The organism is Pseudomonas sp. NPDC089401 (assembly GCF_044749485.1).
In the GTDB taxonomy this organism is placed as follows: domain Bacteria; phylum Pseudomonadota; class Gammaproteobacteria; order Pseudomonadales; family Pseudomonadaceae; genus Aquipseudomonas.
Map to the genome: position 1 here is coordinate 83,882 of NZ_JBIVIA010000009.1, position 16,259 is coordinate 100,140.

14 protein-coding genes and 1 pseudogene are annotated in these 16,259 nt (G+C 51.4%); 11 read left to right on the forward strand and 4 right to left on the reverse strand.

Annotated features, from left to right (window positions below; all coding sequences use genetic code 11):
• Positions 1 to 10: 10 nt before the first annotated feature.
• On the reverse strand, positions 11 to 934 hold the full coding sequence (locus ACIP21_RS20135; protein WP_400691115.1) for an AraC family transcriptional regulator N-terminal domain-containing protein: 924 nt from the start codon (positions 932 to 934) through the stop codon (positions 11 to 13).
• A gap of 221 nt (positions 935 to 1,155) precedes the next feature.
• Here ACIP21_RS20135 and ACIP21_RS20140 point away from each other — a divergent pair, with 221 nt between their 5' ends.
• A complete protein-coding gene (locus ACIP21_RS20140; protein ID WP_400691118.1) occupies positions 1,156 to 2,184 on the forward strand; it encodes an alpha/beta hydrolase in 1,029 nt (342 codons plus the stop codon).
• Between the two features lie 80 nt (positions 2,185 to 2,264).
• Positions 2,265 to 3,440 (forward strand): MFS transporter, encoded by a 1,176-nt coding sequence (locus ACIP21_RS20145; protein ID WP_400691120.1) that lies wholly within the window; start codon positions 2,265 to 2,267, stop codon positions 3,438 to 3,440.
• Between the two features lie 92 nt (positions 3,441 to 3,532).
• Here the strand turns inward: ACIP21_RS20145 and ACIP21_RS20150 are convergent.
• Positions 3,533 to 4,312: pseudogene (locus ACIP21_RS20150) on the reverse strand (dihydrodipicolinate synthase family protein); the annotation flags it as partial.
• Between the two features lie 137 nt (positions 4,313 to 4,449).
• Here ACIP21_RS20150 and ACIP21_RS20155 point away from each other — a divergent pair.
• From ACIP21_RS20155 to ACIP21_RS20175, 5 genes are all read left to right on the forward strand, one after another.
• Positions 4,450 to 5,508, forward strand: coding sequence for a ComEC/Rec2 family competence protein (locus ACIP21_RS20155; RefSeq protein WP_400691123.1), 1,059 nt, complete (start codon positions 4,450 to 4,452; stop codon positions 5,506 to 5,508).
• Positions 5,498 to 6,760, forward strand: a complete 1,263-nt coding sequence (locus ACIP21_RS20160) for an ABC-three component system protein (RefSeq protein WP_400691125.1) — start codon at positions 5,498 to 5,500, stop codon at positions 6,758 to 6,760. Before ACIP21_RS20155 ends, ACIP21_RS20160 begins: the two co-directional genes overlap by 11 nt.
• A complete protein-coding gene (locus ACIP21_RS20165) occupies positions 6,744 to 7,289 on the forward strand; it encodes an ABC-three component system middle component 1 (protein WP_400691128.1) in 546 nt (181 codons plus the stop codon). The genes ACIP21_RS20160 and ACIP21_RS20165 overlap by 17 nt, the downstream gene beginning before the upstream one ends.
• Complete coding sequence (locus ACIP21_RS20170; protein WP_400691131.1) at positions 7,270 to 10,398, forward strand: AAA family ATPase; 3,129 nt, start codon at positions 7,270 to 7,272, stop codon at positions 10,396 to 10,398. The genes ACIP21_RS20165 and ACIP21_RS20170 overlap by 20 nt, the downstream gene beginning before the upstream one ends.
• A 764-nt stretch (positions 10,399 to 11,162) precedes the next feature.
• Positions 11,163 to 12,065: a bacteriophage abortive infection AbiH family protein gene (locus tag ACIP21_RS20175; RefSeq protein ID WP_400691134.1), complete on the forward strand. Its 903-nt coding sequence runs from the start codon at positions 11,163 to 11,165 to the stop codon at positions 12,063 to 12,065.
• Positions 12,066 to 12,371: 306 nt separating this feature from the next.
• Here the strand turns inward: ACIP21_RS20175 and ACIP21_RS20180 are convergent, their stop codons facing one another.
• A complete protein-coding gene (locus tag ACIP21_RS20180) occupies positions 12,372 to 12,782 on the reverse strand; it encodes a putative quinol monooxygenase (RefSeq protein WP_400691136.1) in 411 nt (136 codons plus the stop codon).
• Here ACIP21_RS20180 and tnpA point away from each other — a divergent pair.
• From tnpA to ACIP21_RS20200, 4 genes are all read left to right on the forward strand, one after another.
• The gene (gene tnpA, locus ACIP21_RS20185) at positions 12,781 to 13,044 is read left to right on the forward strand and encodes an IS66-like element accessory protein TnpA (protein ID WP_391125975.1); all 264 of its coding nucleotides are present in this window, start codon (positions 12,781 to 12,783) and stop codon (positions 13,042 to 13,044) included. The genes ACIP21_RS20180 and tnpA overlap by 2 nt on opposite strands.
• A gap of 141 nt (positions 13,045 to 13,185) precedes the next feature.
• Positions 13,186 to 13,716 (forward strand): DMT family transporter, encoded by a 531-nt coding sequence (locus tag ACIP21_RS20190; protein ID WP_391137254.1) that lies wholly within the window; start codon positions 13,186 to 13,188, stop codon positions 13,714 to 13,716.
• A gap of 142 nt (positions 13,717 to 13,858) precedes the next feature.
• Positions 13,859 to 14,578: a hypothetical protein gene (locus tag ACIP21_RS20195; RefSeq protein ID WP_400691139.1), complete on the forward strand. Its 720-nt coding sequence runs from the start codon at positions 13,859 to 13,861 to the stop codon at positions 14,576 to 14,578.
• Between the two features lie 62 nt (positions 14,579 to 14,640).
• Complete coding sequence (locus ACIP21_RS20200; RefSeq protein ID WP_391137251.1) at positions 14,641 to 15,063, forward strand: VOC family protein; 423 nt, start codon at positions 14,641 to 14,643, stop codon at positions 15,061 to 15,063.
• Positions 15,064 to 15,070: 7 nt separating this feature from the next.
• Here ACIP21_RS20200 and ACIP21_RS20205 read toward each other — a convergent pair whose 3' ends face one another.
• Positions 15,071 to 15,976 carry a LysR substrate-binding domain-containing protein gene (locus ACIP21_RS20205; RefSeq protein WP_391137303.1) on the reverse strand — a complete coding sequence of 302 codons (906 nt, stop codon included), beginning with the start codon at positions 15,974 to 15,976 and terminating at the stop codon, positions 15,071 to 15,073.
• Positions 15,977 to 16,259: the final 283 nt, after the last annotated feature.

Sequence of the window (16,259 nt, forward strand, 5' to 3'; positions counted from 1 at the left end):
GGAATCAAACCTAGACCTTTGAGACGCCGCGGCGCAGTGCAGCTATGTCCGTTTTTGGTGGTGTTCCGAACTGGCGCCCATATTCGCGACTGAACTGCGAGGGGCTTTCATAGCCGACCTTGAAGGCTGCAGTGGCAGCATCCAGGTTTTCATTCAGCATCAGTCGCTTGGCCTCGTTCAGCCTCAACCATTTCTGGTACTGGAGAGGACTCATTGCGGTGAGCTGACGAAAATGCTGATGGAAGGTTGAGAGCCCCATTTGAACCTGTGAAGCCAGTTCGTCCACTCGCAGCGGCGTTGAATAATTCAGCTTCATCCAGTCGATTGCTTTCGCAATCCTATGTCCCTTGCTTCCGATCGAGGCGATGTTCCTCAGCAGCGGTGCCTGGTCACTCAGCAACAGTCGGTAGTGGATTTCACGCTGGATCAAGGGCCAGAGGACGGGTATTGCATCGGGCTCCTCCAGGAGCTCAATCAAACGAGTGAAGCTCTCGAGCAGCTTGGAGCTCATCGCGCCTACACCGGCACTTGCTTGGAGGCCATGTCCACTCGAAGGAAGCCGGCCATCCTGCGCGATCAATTCAGCCAGTGTCCGAAGATCGAGCTTGAACACCAGCCCCAGGCAAGGGGCGTCGTCGCTGGCAATCGTTACCGCAGAGTGAGCGGGAATATTTAGCGAGGTGACCAGAAATCGAGTTGTGTCGTAGGGGAAGGCATCTCCTCCGATGACCATTTCCTTAGCGCCCTGTGCGACCAAAACAATGCTTGGCTCGACGATGCATGTGATCGGAGGGGCAGGCTCATTGCGCCGGTAAACGCTCAGATCTGCAATGGCTGTAGGGAAGTCACCTGCGGTTTTTGCGTGCGCTCCGATCACCCTGCAGAGCGTGTCCATAGGGTTATCTAGGAGTGGCGTTTTTAGAGTGGTGGACATGGGCAAGCTTCCAATCTTCTCGTCCCAACACAGTACGCCTCGCACGACGGTTGTACACGATCTGTCAGCAAGTCTTGGAGATTTAGGCAAGAAAACTAGCCGTTTACTCTACTGATCCAGCGGTGTCAGCCAGGAAGATGGGCGGCAGTTGGGAGGTGTACGTTGCCTCGCAGCGTTCGCAACTCATACCTAATCCATTTCGAGCAGACAGGAAGAAATGCATGAAGTCTTTGATCATAGCGTTTGCCTTGATGGCCAGTTCTCTCACTGCTGGAGCCGCCGACATGTCCCATGGAGCCAACAACTTCTACAAGAGCGAACAGGTTTCACTGGAGCGGGTTTCGTTCAAGAACCAGTTTCAGATGAACACGGTAGGGAACCTGTTTGTTCCCAAAAACCTCAACCCCTCGACCCGATATCCCGCCATCATCGTCGGCCACCCGATGGGCGCCGTGAAGGAGCAAAGCTCCAATCTGTACGCGCAGAAGCTGGCTGAGCAGGGTTTCGTGACACTGGCGATCGATCTTTCATTCTGGGGCGAAAGTGAGGGACGTCCGCGCAACCTGGTTTCGCCAGACATTTACGCAGAAGACTTCAGTGCTGCGGTCGACTACCTCGGGTCTCAAGGCTTCGTCGATCGCAACCGGATCGGCGTTCTGGGTATCTGCGGTAGCGGCAGCTTCGCGATCAGCGCGGCCAAGATCGACCCACGCATGAAAGCAATTGCGACGGTAAGTATGTATGACATGGGCGCCGCAAACCGTAATGGCCTCAAACATGCCGTGACGGTGGAGCAGCGCAAGCAGGCTATCGCTGCCGCGGCCGCTCAACGAGATGTCGAGTTTGCAGGTGGAGACACCCAGTACACCAGCGGCACTGTTGAAAAGCTGACCAGCACCTCCAATGCCATCGAGCGAGAGTTTTACGACTTTTACCGGACGCCTCGGGGTGAATTCACGCCGAAGGGCCTGTCGCCACGGCTGACAACGCACCCGACGCTGAGTAGCAACGTCAGGTTCATGAACTTCTATCCGTTTAACGACATCGAGACGATCTCGCCCCGTCCGATGCTCTTCATCGCGGGAGAAAATGCTCACTCCCTCGAGTTCAGCGAAGAAGCCTATCACCTTGCCGGTGAACCTAAGGAGCTGGTGATCGTGCCAGGCGCCGGCCATGTCGATCTTTACGATCGCGTGGAGTTGATCCCCTTTAGCAAGCTGAGCACCTTCTTCCGCGAAAACCTCAAGTAACACCCGCTGATTACTCCCGCCCAGCCTATCTGCAGGGTCTGGGCATCTGCGTCTTTGAAAATGGTAAATCGAGAACTGCTATGACCAGCTCAGCATTATCTCTTCAGCATTCAAACCGACATGTCTGGAGCGCCGTTCTGGCGATGTCCCTGTGTGCCTTCGCCTTAGTCGCTTCAGAATTCCTACCGGTGAGCCTGCTTACCCCGATGGCTGCTGATTTGTCGCTGACCGAAGGCCAGGCCGGGCAGGCCATTTCGATATCCGGCTTCTTCGCCGTTGTGACAAGTCTATGGCTGTCGAGGATTACCCAAGGTTTCGACCGTAAGCCTGTTCTCCTTGCTACTACGGCATTGATGCTCGTATCCGGTGGCATGGTGGCGTTTGCTCCGAACTACCTGACGTTGATGGTAGGGCGCGCGGTGCTGGGAATTGCCATTGGTGGATACTGGTCGATGTCGACTGCAGTGATGATGCGTATAGCGCCCGAAGCATTCGTCCCCAAGGCGATTGCTGTGATGCAGGGCGGTACTGCATTGGCTACGGCGATCGCTGCCCCGGTAGGGAGTTATTTGGGTGGCTTGATAGGGTGGAGAGGTGCATTCCTCTGTGTTCTGCCACTTGCTGCTGCCGCGTTGCTCTGGCAAGTCTTCACTCTGCCCGCGATGACGAGTGAGCGGAGAGCGGGATCGGCTGGTGGCTCGCTGCGCTTACTCGGAAATAGCAAGGTAGCTTTGGGCATGGCAGCGGTGGCATTGCTCTTCATGGGGCAGTTCATGCTCTACACCTATTTGAGACCATTCCTGGAGACGGTAACGCTCGTAGATGTCACCACGTTGTCGCTGCTGCTTTTGATCATTGGGACAGCAGGATTGCTTGGAACGATGTTGGTTGGCCCCCTAGTGACCCGAAGTCTAAATCGGGTGCTCGTGGGCATACCCCTGATCATGACTGGTCTCGCCATTGCAGTGGTGGAGGCGGGGGCATGGGTTATACCTGTTGGTGCATTACTTGGCCTGTGGGGGCTAGTCGCTACATGTGCTCCAGTCGGCTGGTTCACTTGGTTGACCAAAGCTATGCCGCGGGATGCTGAAGCAGGTGGTGGGTTGATGGTAGCGGTGATCCAATTGGCTATCACCCTGGGGGCGACCGTAGGCGGCCTGCTTTATGATGGACATGGATACCAAGCTGCCTTCTTCACCAGTAGTGCTTTGCTCCTGAGCGCGACAATATTGACCGCGTTGGCTGTTCGTAACTGACTAGGTTAGTCAATGGAAAGCGCAGCTACATATCCCCCTTCATGCGTGGTGCCTACAGGCGGACACCACGTTTTTAAAAGGATATGCCTTGCCTATGCAGTCAAACGATTGTGTGACTCAGTCAGACCCACAAGCACGATTCTGATAAGCTCTTCCATCTGAGTCGAGCACGATTGCATGGGCTCAAGCAGCTCGTTTGCAATCGAGTTTTGGTCGTAAAGCGCCGCCTTTATCACTGCTGGATTCGGCTCGGAGATGGCCGTCTGTATCCAGGGCAGTAGCCGATAGAACGTTGATCTGGCGGCCTTCAGCTCACCACTATCCATCTCCTTCAAGAGGCGAACATAGAGATCTGCACGAACGTGTGCCGAAGCGGAGATTGCGCCAGCTCCGCCCAGAGCAAGATTTGTCAGAATCTGGAGGTCTTCGCCAGTCAGCACCTCAACCTCACCATCGGTGATTAGCGCAATCGTCGTTTCGATATCGCCACTGCAGTCCTTCACCGCGCCAATGTGCGAGTGGCGCACGATCCGTCTGATGGTTTCCCGCTCGATCTTCACGCCAGTTCGATAGGGGATGTCGTAGACAACGACAGGGACGGTCGCAGCGTCCGCCACACGCTGAAAGAAAAATTCGATGCCTTCCTGAGAGGGGCGGATGTAATAGGGGGCTGGGACTAGGACGCCGGCAATATTACGGCTCTGGATCTTCTCCTGGAATGCCAGGACTTCCTGCAGGTTGTTGCCCGCAAGTCCCATGATCACTTGGCCAGGCTGGGCGATCTGCAGAACTGCATCCAGTACCGCGAGCTGCTCATCCTTGCTCATTGCCGCGGCTTCGCCAGTGGTACCGCATACAACCAAGCCTCTCACGACTTCAGCCTTAGCGGTCGCGGATTCTGTGCCACTGGGTGACCCTGACCTTGGAACATCTCGTGTAAAGCGCTATTTTATGGCCATCTGATAGCATGGCGCTTGCTTTGTGCGGGCCATTTCAAAAGGAAGGTTGAATGGGCATTCGCGTACGCGTTTTGCAGGCAAACCACGGAGACAGCATCCTAGTCTCTCATGACGGGCCTGATGAAACGTTTAACCTTCTTATTGACGGCGGAAATGGAGGCGCTTTCAGATACGGCCCCCAAGAGCGTATCAAAGGCGATCTATGCAAAGTCCTCGACGAGTTGAAAGCCAAGAATCAGCATCTTGATTTAGTGATACTTACTCATATTGATGACGATCATATTGGTGGATTTCTCCGAGCGTTTAAAGCGCCTGGCTACGGTGAGATGATTAAATCTATTTGGTTTAATACATCTAAACTTATTACCGATCATTTCAACTCTCCTGAGATTCCAGAGAATGACATCTACCTTGCTGATGGCTCGCCCAATACAAGCGTGCGGCAAGGAAAAAAGTTTGATCAGCTATTGAAAGATCTTGACATTGATCGTGGCCCTTTGATTATTGCTGGGCAAAAAATCGTTCTAGGCCCGTTTACATTCACCATCTTATCGCCAACTGAAAAACAACTTCAAAAGCTACTTTGTGTATGGCCGGAAGAGAAATCATCTCCTGATACGTCAGCAGATGAGACCGACTACTCCATTAGTTTCGAGAAGCTATGGGCCGAAGATAATTTTGTAAGTGATACCTCCATCGCTAATGGGAGTTCAATTGCATTCATGCTTGAGGCCAATGGGCACGCCATGTTGTTCCTGGGTGATGCTCATGACGCTAGCGTTTTAGATGGTTTGAGACGTTTGCAGTTCGATGAAGCTAATAAACTTCAATTGAGCTTGTTGAAGGTTTCACATCACGGCAGCGAATACAATACCAGTATGGATTTTCTAAAAATTGTATCAGCTGACCGCTATGTAATTTCTACCAATGGATCCAAGCATGGTCTCCCTAACAAAAGAACTGTGGCGAGAATCCTCGCGGCAGGAGATGGGTTGATTTGTTTTAATTACCCTAAAATCGCTGAGTCAATACTGCTTCCGAAGGAACGTATTGATTACGCCAAGCGCTTCGAAGTGATCAGCCAGATTGAGTTTGATTATGACGTCTGATGAATTGATTGTCTCCTATGCCGTTAAAGTTAACGGAGGGAGCGGTGTTCTCGTAGGCGCGCTCTCTCAAGAATACACTTATGTATTCACCGCCACGCATGTTGTAGGCGCCGCAAATCAGGTGGCGCGTAATGGTATTCCGCTCCGTGTTTTGAACGGCCCATTCCAGCATCCAACCTTGGACTGTGCAATACTACAAGTCGAATTCCAGGCGGACGTTAATCAGCGCCCTTGGATAGGTGAGATCAGTGCTTCCGCTGCAGTCTCATTTGTAGGATATCCAAACACAAATACGGGTACTGCAACGCCGTATAAGATCTACACGGGCCAACTCAATAGCGTTAATGACGACCTGATAGTATGCAATCTCGACAATGGGCCTCAGCAGGAGGCTATCGCTGGCATGTCGGGAGGGGGGATATACCATGTTTACAACGGCTATCCCTACTTAATAGGCATTGAGTACCGCATGGACGACGAGGATGAGAATCATCGATGGGGTCGGATTCGTTGCACTTCGCTCAAGCCATATGAAAGCATATTGGCTGCGCACAGCCTTGCATTTATAGCTCCTAGCTTCATGAAGTGTTTTTCTCAATTGAAAGACGATATTTTTCATTTCAATGCCGCCAGGCCTGAAAATGTGCTACGGCTGAACAACAAGCTACGTGAGTATGCGCAAGCTCTAGTAGATGCTGGTCTTCCGCCACCACATGATTTCATGCTGAAGCACCAGAAAAAACTTTTAGTTGGTCATGAGCCTCATGGGGCCGTGCTAGATAGAGACTTGTGGGTCGCCTACTTTGAGTTTGTTATTGTCTGTGTACTTATTGATGAGCCGGACAATGTAGACGCGGACTACTTGAGTGGATTGGAAAGTCGACGTCGATTCGTATATTCCAGCAGCAACGCACATTGGATCAGGCATCTGTCGGAGATGCTAAAGGCGGCGCGATTAGCGCTAGACGAACATGGCGTCATGATTATCAATTCACCTCAAGAAGAGGCTCCTCATCTTCCAGATGAAGATGATTTGGAAGATGTGATTGACGATATTGCATCCACCCCAAAAATTGGAGCAATGCGAAAAATTGATGACGTACATAGCGAGGTCTACAGGACATATACCGTTACTCATATGAAAGGGTTGCGAAATGAGTATGTTTTGAAGAAGCATCGCGTATACGGCGCCGCCTCAGCAAGTGACCAGCTGCCTCTGTTCAGAGATTTTTACAATGAAGTTATCAAATAAACTGCAAGATTTGAGCTATCTTGCAACTGAGTTTGAAGGGGCAAGGTTTGAGTTGTATGCCTCGGATGAAGCGTTTCTTAATTGTATTGTTTGCTGGCTTCAGTCAGCAAATGATCTGGTGAATTCTTGGCAGGCGATACAAAGCATCGTGTCCGTGAAATTCAAACCTGAAGGCAGGTATGCTAAGTGGAACATTTACCTAGTTTTGCTATGCGCTGACAAGCTCGACGTCAAAGAAAAATACGTGATTCAGAACGATCGTTACGCCGCCAGAAAAATTATCCTGGACGGGCTTGGTGTACTGCCAGACTCTCAGGCAGTCGAGGAAATGGTAAATGTCGAATTGCTCGGGACTGACCTCAGGCTTAAAGTCGTCTCGGAAAGCACCAAGGAAGGCGCAGATATTTCAATCGCCTCGTTTGTGAAGGGCGCCCCATCAGCGACCACAAGCGCAGCGAAAGAAGAGCGAGGCGCGATGATCAACAAATTAATCGAGTTCTTGTCAAACGATGAAAATAACAAAGGTTGAAATCGAGGGTTTTCGCGCCTATCAGCTGAAGAAGGATGGGACATTCGACTTTACAATTGATGGTGAAAAACCTTCGAATTTTGTAGCTATCTATGCACCTAATGGTTTTGGTAAAAGCTCATTTTACGACGCTGTGGAATGGGCTTTTACTGATAATCTTGAAAGATACACGGGGGAGCACAATAAAAAGAATAATGCTATCGCCGCCAAAGGCACCAAGATGTCTAAGGTTGCTCAGAAAATCCTTCGCAACAAGGAAGTCTCTGATGATGTACCTACTCAGGTAGCTGTCTTTACCACGGTTGCTAAGTTTGAACGGGTGTTGAAAAAGCCGAATTCAAATTCGGCTGACTTAAAGTTTCCCTCAGGTAAAAACAAAAAAAATGAAGATGTAGACCTCTACAAAAGAATCATTCTCTCGCAAGATGCCATTGATCGTTTCCTTCGCGAAGCGAAACCCCAAGAGCGTTATGACTTGTTCATGGGCTTTTTCGGTGGCGAGACAGAAGAAGTCCGCCAAGAGCTTACAACGCTTTTAATGGAAAACAAGCTACAAATAGATGCTCTTCAATCTGAGCGAGGCGAAATTGAGCAACACCTCAAAGACCCTGTAGATGATAGTATTTTCGAGGAGTACAACAAACTAGCTAGAGACCTTAATGATGAGGGTGAAAGTATTTCGCTAGTCGATGAGAACTTCAATGCTCAAGCCGAGCACCAAATTCTCTCATCGCTTGTGACGCGAACCCATTCGTTGAATGCAAATCAGATTGCTCTAAAACAACGACGCGGCGCACTGATCGATCAATTATCTCGATTGCCAGAGTTAAAAACTAATCTTGAATCTGTAGTAAGTGAGAAATCCTACCTAGCGCATACGTCAAAAGCTGTTCAGGACTCAGTAAATTACAATGCATTGGCTGCCGCACATAGTCGGTTTCTTGCTGACTGGCAGGCTGCAAATGCAGACATCCAGAAGCTGGATCTAATAGCTGCGCAAATTCCTTCTTTTTTAACAGATGAAAAGCTTCGGGCAGAATCTGCTGCTGAACTACCTAATTTAAATGCGCAGAAGGCCCAGGCATCCGCCGAGCTAAAAACCACAGAAGCGTCCATTGCGCATTTCAGAAGCTCTGGTGCTGAAGCAGACCAGCGGGAAGCTGGCCTGCGATCAATGCTGGCGAATAGCCCGGCAGTATACTCGGAAATCGCCTCGCATGAAGCAGGATTGGTGGCATTAAAATCGGATCTAAACAGCAAGTTTACTTCTGTTCAGTTGATTACAGCAGAAAGAAATAAAGTCAGCTCTGACCTTGAGAAGATCTATCCAATTCAAGTCACTGTTGATTTATTGTTGCGTGGAGATACGAGTTATCTCAACCTGCCAGATGACTTCATCTTGAAAACTCACGCTGCGCATGAGGAGCTATCAGCTTTACGGCTACATGAGGAGAGAATAAAAACTACGCAGGCGGCACTGTCTCAGCAGATGGAGGCAGTGCAGAGGCTTGTTTCAGAGGGGATTTCCTATCTCACAAAATGGCCTAGCGATACGTGCCCGCTCTGCAGACTTCGTCATCAGTCGCCAGAAGACCTGAGGTCGGCAGTCAAAAATAATGACCTTCTGTCTCAAGTTGCTAGGCAAAATGCTCAAGAGCTGGAGGGCTTAGCACTTCGCATCAATAAGCTCTCTGATCAGATCGAGGCAAATGTTACGTTCGCGAAGAACAAGCATGCAGAAAGAGTGGCGGTTTTACGTAGCAAGCTTAATGAGTTAAGCGCAAAGATCACTGAGGGCGACAATCAAAAAGGGTTGCTTGCAGCAAATATTAATGCCGCTGAACAAACTATCCAAGCTCTTCAGCCAAGAGTCTGGGGAGTAAACTCGCAAGAATTGCATCGCAGAGTTGAGGCTGAGCTCACAGCCATGTCAGCAAACAGACCTATATGGGTTCAGCAGTTGGCCGCAGCTGAAAGTAGTGCTTCTGTGTTGCGAGCCAAAATTCAAGAACTAGATTTCAAGATCAGTAGCTTGAAAAACTCCATTGAAGGAGTCGTTTCAAAGCCTGACTACAATAGCGTCAAGCAATTTGCGTCTCAGGAAGCTGTACTTAATTTTGATGAGCTGAGCCAGCACTGTACTCAGAGGAAAATTACCCTTGTAGGCAAGCTGAGTGAGCTTTCTGAAAAAATGGAAAAGTTACTCGTTGAGTGCAGGGAGCTCCAGGACATAATGACCGCGGAGGGCAGTTGGGTTGATTTCGCGCTATTGGAATCGGCCAAAAACTCTGCAGCACGACAACTCAATGCCACGCAATCCGTTGTCAATGGGTTTATGCAAAATTTAAGTTCCTTGGTTGGTAAAGACCTAATCTCAAATTTTGACGTCGCGAGTGTTGAAATACATGGCGCTATTCAGAGCATTGAAAAATCATCCTTTGAGCTGGATAAAAAAATTCAGTCCCTTGATTTGCTTGGCGAGCTGTTGAAAACGTTTAAGCCGTATTTTGAAAGTCTAAGGTTGCGCGATAGGCTCAAAGAGGTTGAGCATGATCTAGCCCAGCATGCAATGGTTGAGGAACGCCTAACTGCTGAACGCGAAATTGTAATGTCAAAGTTGAGAGAAAGAGTCGAAGCATTTTTCTTCACTGACTTGATTAATGCTATTTACAGCAAGATTGATCCGCATCCATCTTTCAAGACGGTGCAGTTTGTAGCCGATTTCAATATTACTGACAAGCCAGGTCTTAATATTGTTTTGCAAGATGAGCGCGGGGATGTGATTTCTCCAATGCTTTACTTTAGTTCTGCCCAGTTGAATATCCTGAGTCTAAGTGTGTTCCTCGCCAATGCTTTGCACGCAAAAGATAAAAATGGTGCCCCTCTTGATGTGATTTTGATTGATGATCCTATTCAATCAATGGACTCCATCAATGTTCTTGCGACGATTGATTTGCTTCGGAATGTATCAGCTCGCTTTGACAAGCAAATTATCATTTCTACTCATGATGAAAACTTTTTTGGGTTGCTCAAGCGTAAGATTCCCACGGATGTTTTCGGTTCCAAGTTCCTTCAGTTGGAAAGCTTCGGAGTGGTCAGTCAGAGCTAGATTTTTGATGGTGATTCGGGTATGGCGTCTGAGTCTCGTAGATGATGTTTACTTAGAAGTTGGGTAGGCTTGATAAAGGAAGACTCAAATGGTCGCTGACTGGAGGACGAGCGACCACAACCCTTTTGAATCTGGACGATAAGGCTTGAATTATCGCTGGCCAGAGGTAGGCAATTAGCGATGTAGCAGTGAACAGTGAGAGGTGACGCCGAATCTCTCACCAGAGGACGGCTCAGAGCTATCGTTCAGCCAGTGCTAGTGATTGCCAGCCTTAACGTCAGATAGGCGTTCCTTGAGCTGCTCCAACTCGACTGGAGTCAGCAGAACGAAGGGATCAGTGTCTTGGTTGAGTGGAGATTGGAAGTCGTAGCTTCTGCCATCTGGGCTGTAGCAGCTGCCACATCGGAAGAGCTTCTCGTCCTCGCGCGATATGGTGATCACCCACCCATCGATGTCGACAGTCGTTACCCCTACCAGGGCAGTTGCACTCCACGGGGAGCTTGCTTTGCGCAATGGACGCAACCCGGATGCAGCCTCACGAATCACCTGAGTCACTTCGCGAACGGTAAGGGCTTTCGAGTTCAATTAGATGTTCCTTGAATCCTAGGAGGGTGAGGACTTACCGGTACGGGCGTGTGCAATGTGACACGGCACCTAAGGCAGGGGTAGTGGAGGATGCATGTATAGCTTTTTGCCGCCAAAGCGCTTGAAGGAAAACGCATGGCTGATATGTTTGCGTTTCCTCGCAACAGGTAGCTTAACGAATGGATGCAAAGACGCTCTACGTGATTGGCAATGGTTTCGATCTCCACCATGGAGTTCCTTCCAGCTACGGCGCTTTCAAAGAATTCGTCAGGGCGCACGACCCTGAGATTTTCGAATGGGTGGAGGAATACATTCCTGCGGGCGATCTTTGGGGGGATCTGGAGGGGGCACTTGCTCACCTTGATACGGACAACATCGTAGACGAACGTACCCAGTTTTTGGGGTCGCCTGGGGCTGATGACTGGAGCGATTCAGGTCACCATGATTTCCAATATGAGATTGGGCGTGTAGCGACTGGTCTCTCGTCCTCATTGCAGGAGCTCTTCAGCCAGTGGGTCAGTTCACTTCCAATTTCTGAGGCCCGCGACGCTCCTGGTCGACTCAATACGCTTGATCCAGAAGCGTTCTATCTGACGTTCAACTACACCAATACGCTGACAGAGGTCTATGGCATTGATCCTGAGCGAGTGCTGTACATCCATGGTTCGGAGGAGGAGGGCGATGAACTCATCCTCGGGCATGCGTGGGAAGCGCAGCATCGAACGTCGCTGAACCAGGAAGACGAAGACCCTGACAGCTACGACCATCGAATTGCTAAGGCTATGGATGAGCTGGATTCTTACTTTGATAAGACGTTTAAGCCGTCCGAAAAAATCATCAAGGATAACGAGTCGTTTTTCCAAGGGCTCGATTCCGTTACTGAGGTTCGCGTGCTAGGCCATGGATTGGGTGATGTAGATAAAGCCTACTTCGAGGCCTTGATAAGCGGGCTTCGAGACAGGGATGTGCGATGGATCATTGCATTGAGGAAGCCCGAGACGTTTGAAAAGAGTAGGGCAGACCTGGTGCGCTTTGGCGTGGCCGAAGAGCGAGTGTCCTTCGACCTCTGGGCGAACCTCTGACAGCTCCCGCATCGGGGCCGATGCTGATTTGCATGTGCAGCGGTGCTGGAGTTTGAGATCTGGTTGGTCGCCTGGCCAACCAGAGCTTCGACCAAGGGATTTGCATTGTCAGTGCGCCAAGCGATTGCTGTGGTCACCACATTGATGTGCGGTAGCACCGGAACGACGACCACATTCTGGGGCGCCAGCCTCAGTTGATGAGGTGCTCGTGGGGAGAGTTCGTCAATTCTGCGAACAAGTGAAATGATGCCTGGACTGCTCGCCAGGGCTGCATGAGCCATGGCGAGTGGTCTGGCGCGGCTTACGTCACTTCCAGTCCACATTGTGGATTTGAACGACGGAGCACAGCGGCTGAATTTTCGCTACTCCAGACAAGAAATGCGAAGTGGTCTCATGATCACGCAAGGCCGCTGCATCGACCCAACGTTCCTGGATAAAGATCACTGTGGGATTGGAGCTGGATTGGCCGAGGCGGTAGTGGACGCATCCAGGTTCCGCGACACTGGCATCTCGTAAATTTTCTAAGACCTGATTGAGCTCTTGCTCCTGTCCTGGATGTGAGTGAAGAACTACCAGAAGATCGACGTGTTCCTGTGCTGCCATTGCTGAGTCTCGGTAAGCGTCCGGCGAACTCACCTTCCGAACTCCAGCATTAAGGGTGATGGTGTCCGCGTATTTTTTAGCGGACGCGATCACCCTTATCGCCAGGATTTCCATGCGCCAACGAACCTCTTATCCAAAACCATTCAAAGCCCAAGTCGTTCAAGAATGCCTGCAATCTGGCGCAACGGTGTCCAGTGTCGCCATCAGCCACGGCATCAATGCCAACGTCATCCGCAAATGGCTGCCGCTCTATCGAGACCATACCGCAACACCTTCGCTGCCGGCATTTGTCCCGCTGAAGGCTGCACCTAAACGGCTCGCCGACGCGGATGCCGACGCAGCGAGCAACAGCAATATCACAGCTTCTTCCGCATAAATGGGTTTGCTTGACCAAGGACGGATAACTCCAGAAATCATTCGCCAAGCGAATGTGCGACGTGCGAACTATCGATTTCCATTCATAGGCCATATACATCAACATCGATCTCATCCAAACCGAGACACGAGAGGTGCGGTTATGTTTGGGAAGATTTCGATACTCGCATTGGCTCCGATGGGCTTGGCATTACTCGCCGGAGCACTGATTCCGCTCCAAGCCTCAAGCAATGGCGCACTGGGCCGCGAGTTAGGTCATCCACTCTGGGCGGCGCTTACTTCGCTGATCGTCAGCTCAGCGGTGCTGATAGCGACCATCGCTGTACTTCGCATACCTCAGCCGAGTATCGCAGAAGCTTTACGAGGCCCTTGGTGGCTGTGGATTGGCGGATTCAGCGGCGCGGTGTATGTCGCGATGGCCACCTTCCTGCCACCTAAGCTGGGTGCTTCGAACTACATCTTATTCGTCATGGTGGGCCAGGTGATTGCCGCCATGCTCATCGACCACTTCGGTCTCCTGGGCCTAGCAGTGAAGCCCATCAACGTCATTCGGCTGGTCGGGGTACTCATCGTTCTGTTTGGCCTGATTGTGGTTCAGATAGGCTCAAACAGAGCGCCTGCGTCGGTGTTGACCAACACAGCATCGCACCCCGTGACCGCAGCCCTCAAGTAACAGATCCTCCCTTTCGGCTGGTTGTCGCTCCCTTGTGGCCAGCCTTTTTTATTCAGGTCGATGCGGTTCGCCGAATCGTCCACCGCACGGTGCGTTTGAACAATGGTTCAGCACCCTATTTCCGTAAAACTGGAGAAGCGCTATGAACATCGTAAAATTGCAATTCAGCGATGGCCGTCCAAATGCTGTAGGCCTGGAAGACGTAAATGCTGTACTCCGAACCGTAGGTGTTCGTGCCAGCACTGTCGATATCCCTGACGCTGCCAAGCCAATCCTGAAGGCATCACAGTCGCGGACTGTAACCGAAGCCGAGCAAAAAGAACTGATCAAGCTCTTCAGCCTGAACCGCGCAGAGCTTCTGGAACAGATTGAACTGGCTGGCCGAGTACCTGAAACGCCACGGGGCGGCCTGCTCAGCACCCGCCAACCCAATGTCGCTCCTTACCCAAAGGTTTACGACATGTTGGCCATCCCTGACGATTACCGCGCCACAGTGCTGGAAACTTTCGGTCGCTTCCACGTGAACATGGCTCAAAACGGCGTAGGTATCGATGAGGTGATGACAGTCGTTTCGGGTGGGCCGTTCACCTGGATGTTCGCGCTCCCGGACAGTGTCGTAGTACGGCTCACAGTAGGCCCGGCGAGTGAGGAAACAGCGATCCGCTTGAGTTATCCAGGCATGGGCATCCACGCCGGTTACATGGATGCCAAGCAAGGGCTGGTCGTGGCGTATGCTCATGGCCCCGAGGAGTTCGACATCCACTACGACGAGCCAACAGCTCCCAACGCGCAACTGTTGAACACCAATCCCTGGGTGGATTTCTCCGGCGACATGCCCACCCTGTTCGACAAGATCAACTAATCACGTTGTACCCGCCCTCGCACCGAAGGTACGGGGGCGCTTTCTGCCTGAGGAGCAACCCAGTGTCTATTTTCAAAGTTCAACACATTGACCACGTTGTTCTGCGCGTTGAAGACATGGAGCGAAGTCTAGAATTCTACATAGAGGTGTTGGGATGCTCGATCAAGAAGCGAAATGAAGAATACGAGATGATCCATCTCGCGGCGGGGAATTCGATGATTGATCTGGTAGATATCCATGGCCCACTCGGTGCGATGGGCGGCGGTGCGCCAGGGAAGGAGCGTCGCAACGTCGATCATTTCTGTCTTCGCGTCGAGCCCTTTGATGAGGATGCGATCCTTACTCACTTGGAGGGGCACGGCATCGCTGCCGATAACGCGGTAACTCGCTATGGAGCACAAGGTGTCGGCCCCTCGATCTACTGCTTCGATCCGGACGGGAATCAAATTGAGCTTAAAGGCCCGGCACAACCAGGAACAGCATGAGCCATAGTCAGGTGCTCTGACTGCAATCCAGGATCGCTTTTCGAAGCCATTGATTCGCGGGATCTGCCTCTTTACGCACGTGCCAGGCTTGCTGATATGACAGGACGGGGAGATCCAGAGGGGCCTCGAATGTTCGTAGTGTCGGATATCTGTCGAGCCCGCTCACAGCCCAACTCGCTACCGTCAAAATGAGATCTGTACCTGCTATCAGTTCGATTGCAGCGCTCCAGTGAGGAAGCGCAACGGCGATTCTTCGCCGGACACCCAGGTTGGCAAGAACTCTTTCGATCTCGTCATTAGCGTCAGGACGCAGGGCTAGCATCACATGAGGACGGTTTAGCCATTCCTCGAATGTGAGCTGTCCGCATTCTGGGAGCGCGCTTTTATCGGCGAGACTCACAAAGCGTTCTGGAAACAACTCTTGCACCTGGATGCCTTCGGGATACTCCGGAAAGATACCGAGGGCTACATCGAGTTCACCATCAGCCAGCTGTGCCATCATAGTCTCACGGCTCGCCTGGCTGACGGCCAGATCCACTCCCGGCGCTACGCTTCGGACATGACGCACCAAGCTTGGAAGTACACGTCGCGTGGCATAGTCCGACAGAGACAGCCGGAACCTCGCTTGCGATTTCCCTGGATCGAATTCTGAAGCTCCTAAGAGATCGTTGAGGTGCCTCAGGGCCTGCTCAAGCGGGGCCAACAAGCTTTGCGCTCTAGCGGTCAGTACCAACTGGCCATCGCGACGAATCAGCAGCTGGTCGTCGAAGTGCGCCCGGAGCTGGGCCAGCGCATGACTGACGGCTGGCTGGCTCTTGTGCAGCCGAACCGACGCACGAGTCACATGTCGCTCCAGCAACAGGGCATGGAGGGTCAGTAGCAGATTGAGGTCGATTCTACGTAGCTCTTCCAGCATTTGGCTCGAATCTTTGCGTTGGGTCAAAGGAGCCTATCAAACGGTAGCGAACGATGACAGATCGTTGCTTCGTAGCTGGATAAAGCTTCCGCGTCGATGGGGTACCCCATTTTGCGTTGCTGCTAGTCAGTACGCAATTTCTGCCTGGTTTGGTAGGTGTCTTTACCGGACGGTTACGAGTCTCGATTCATGTTGGACGGAAGAGCGCCTAACGGGAGGCGCTGTTTTGCCATGATTGTCAGGCGTTATTCCCCTCGTGGGGAGAGGTGAAGGCATCTGC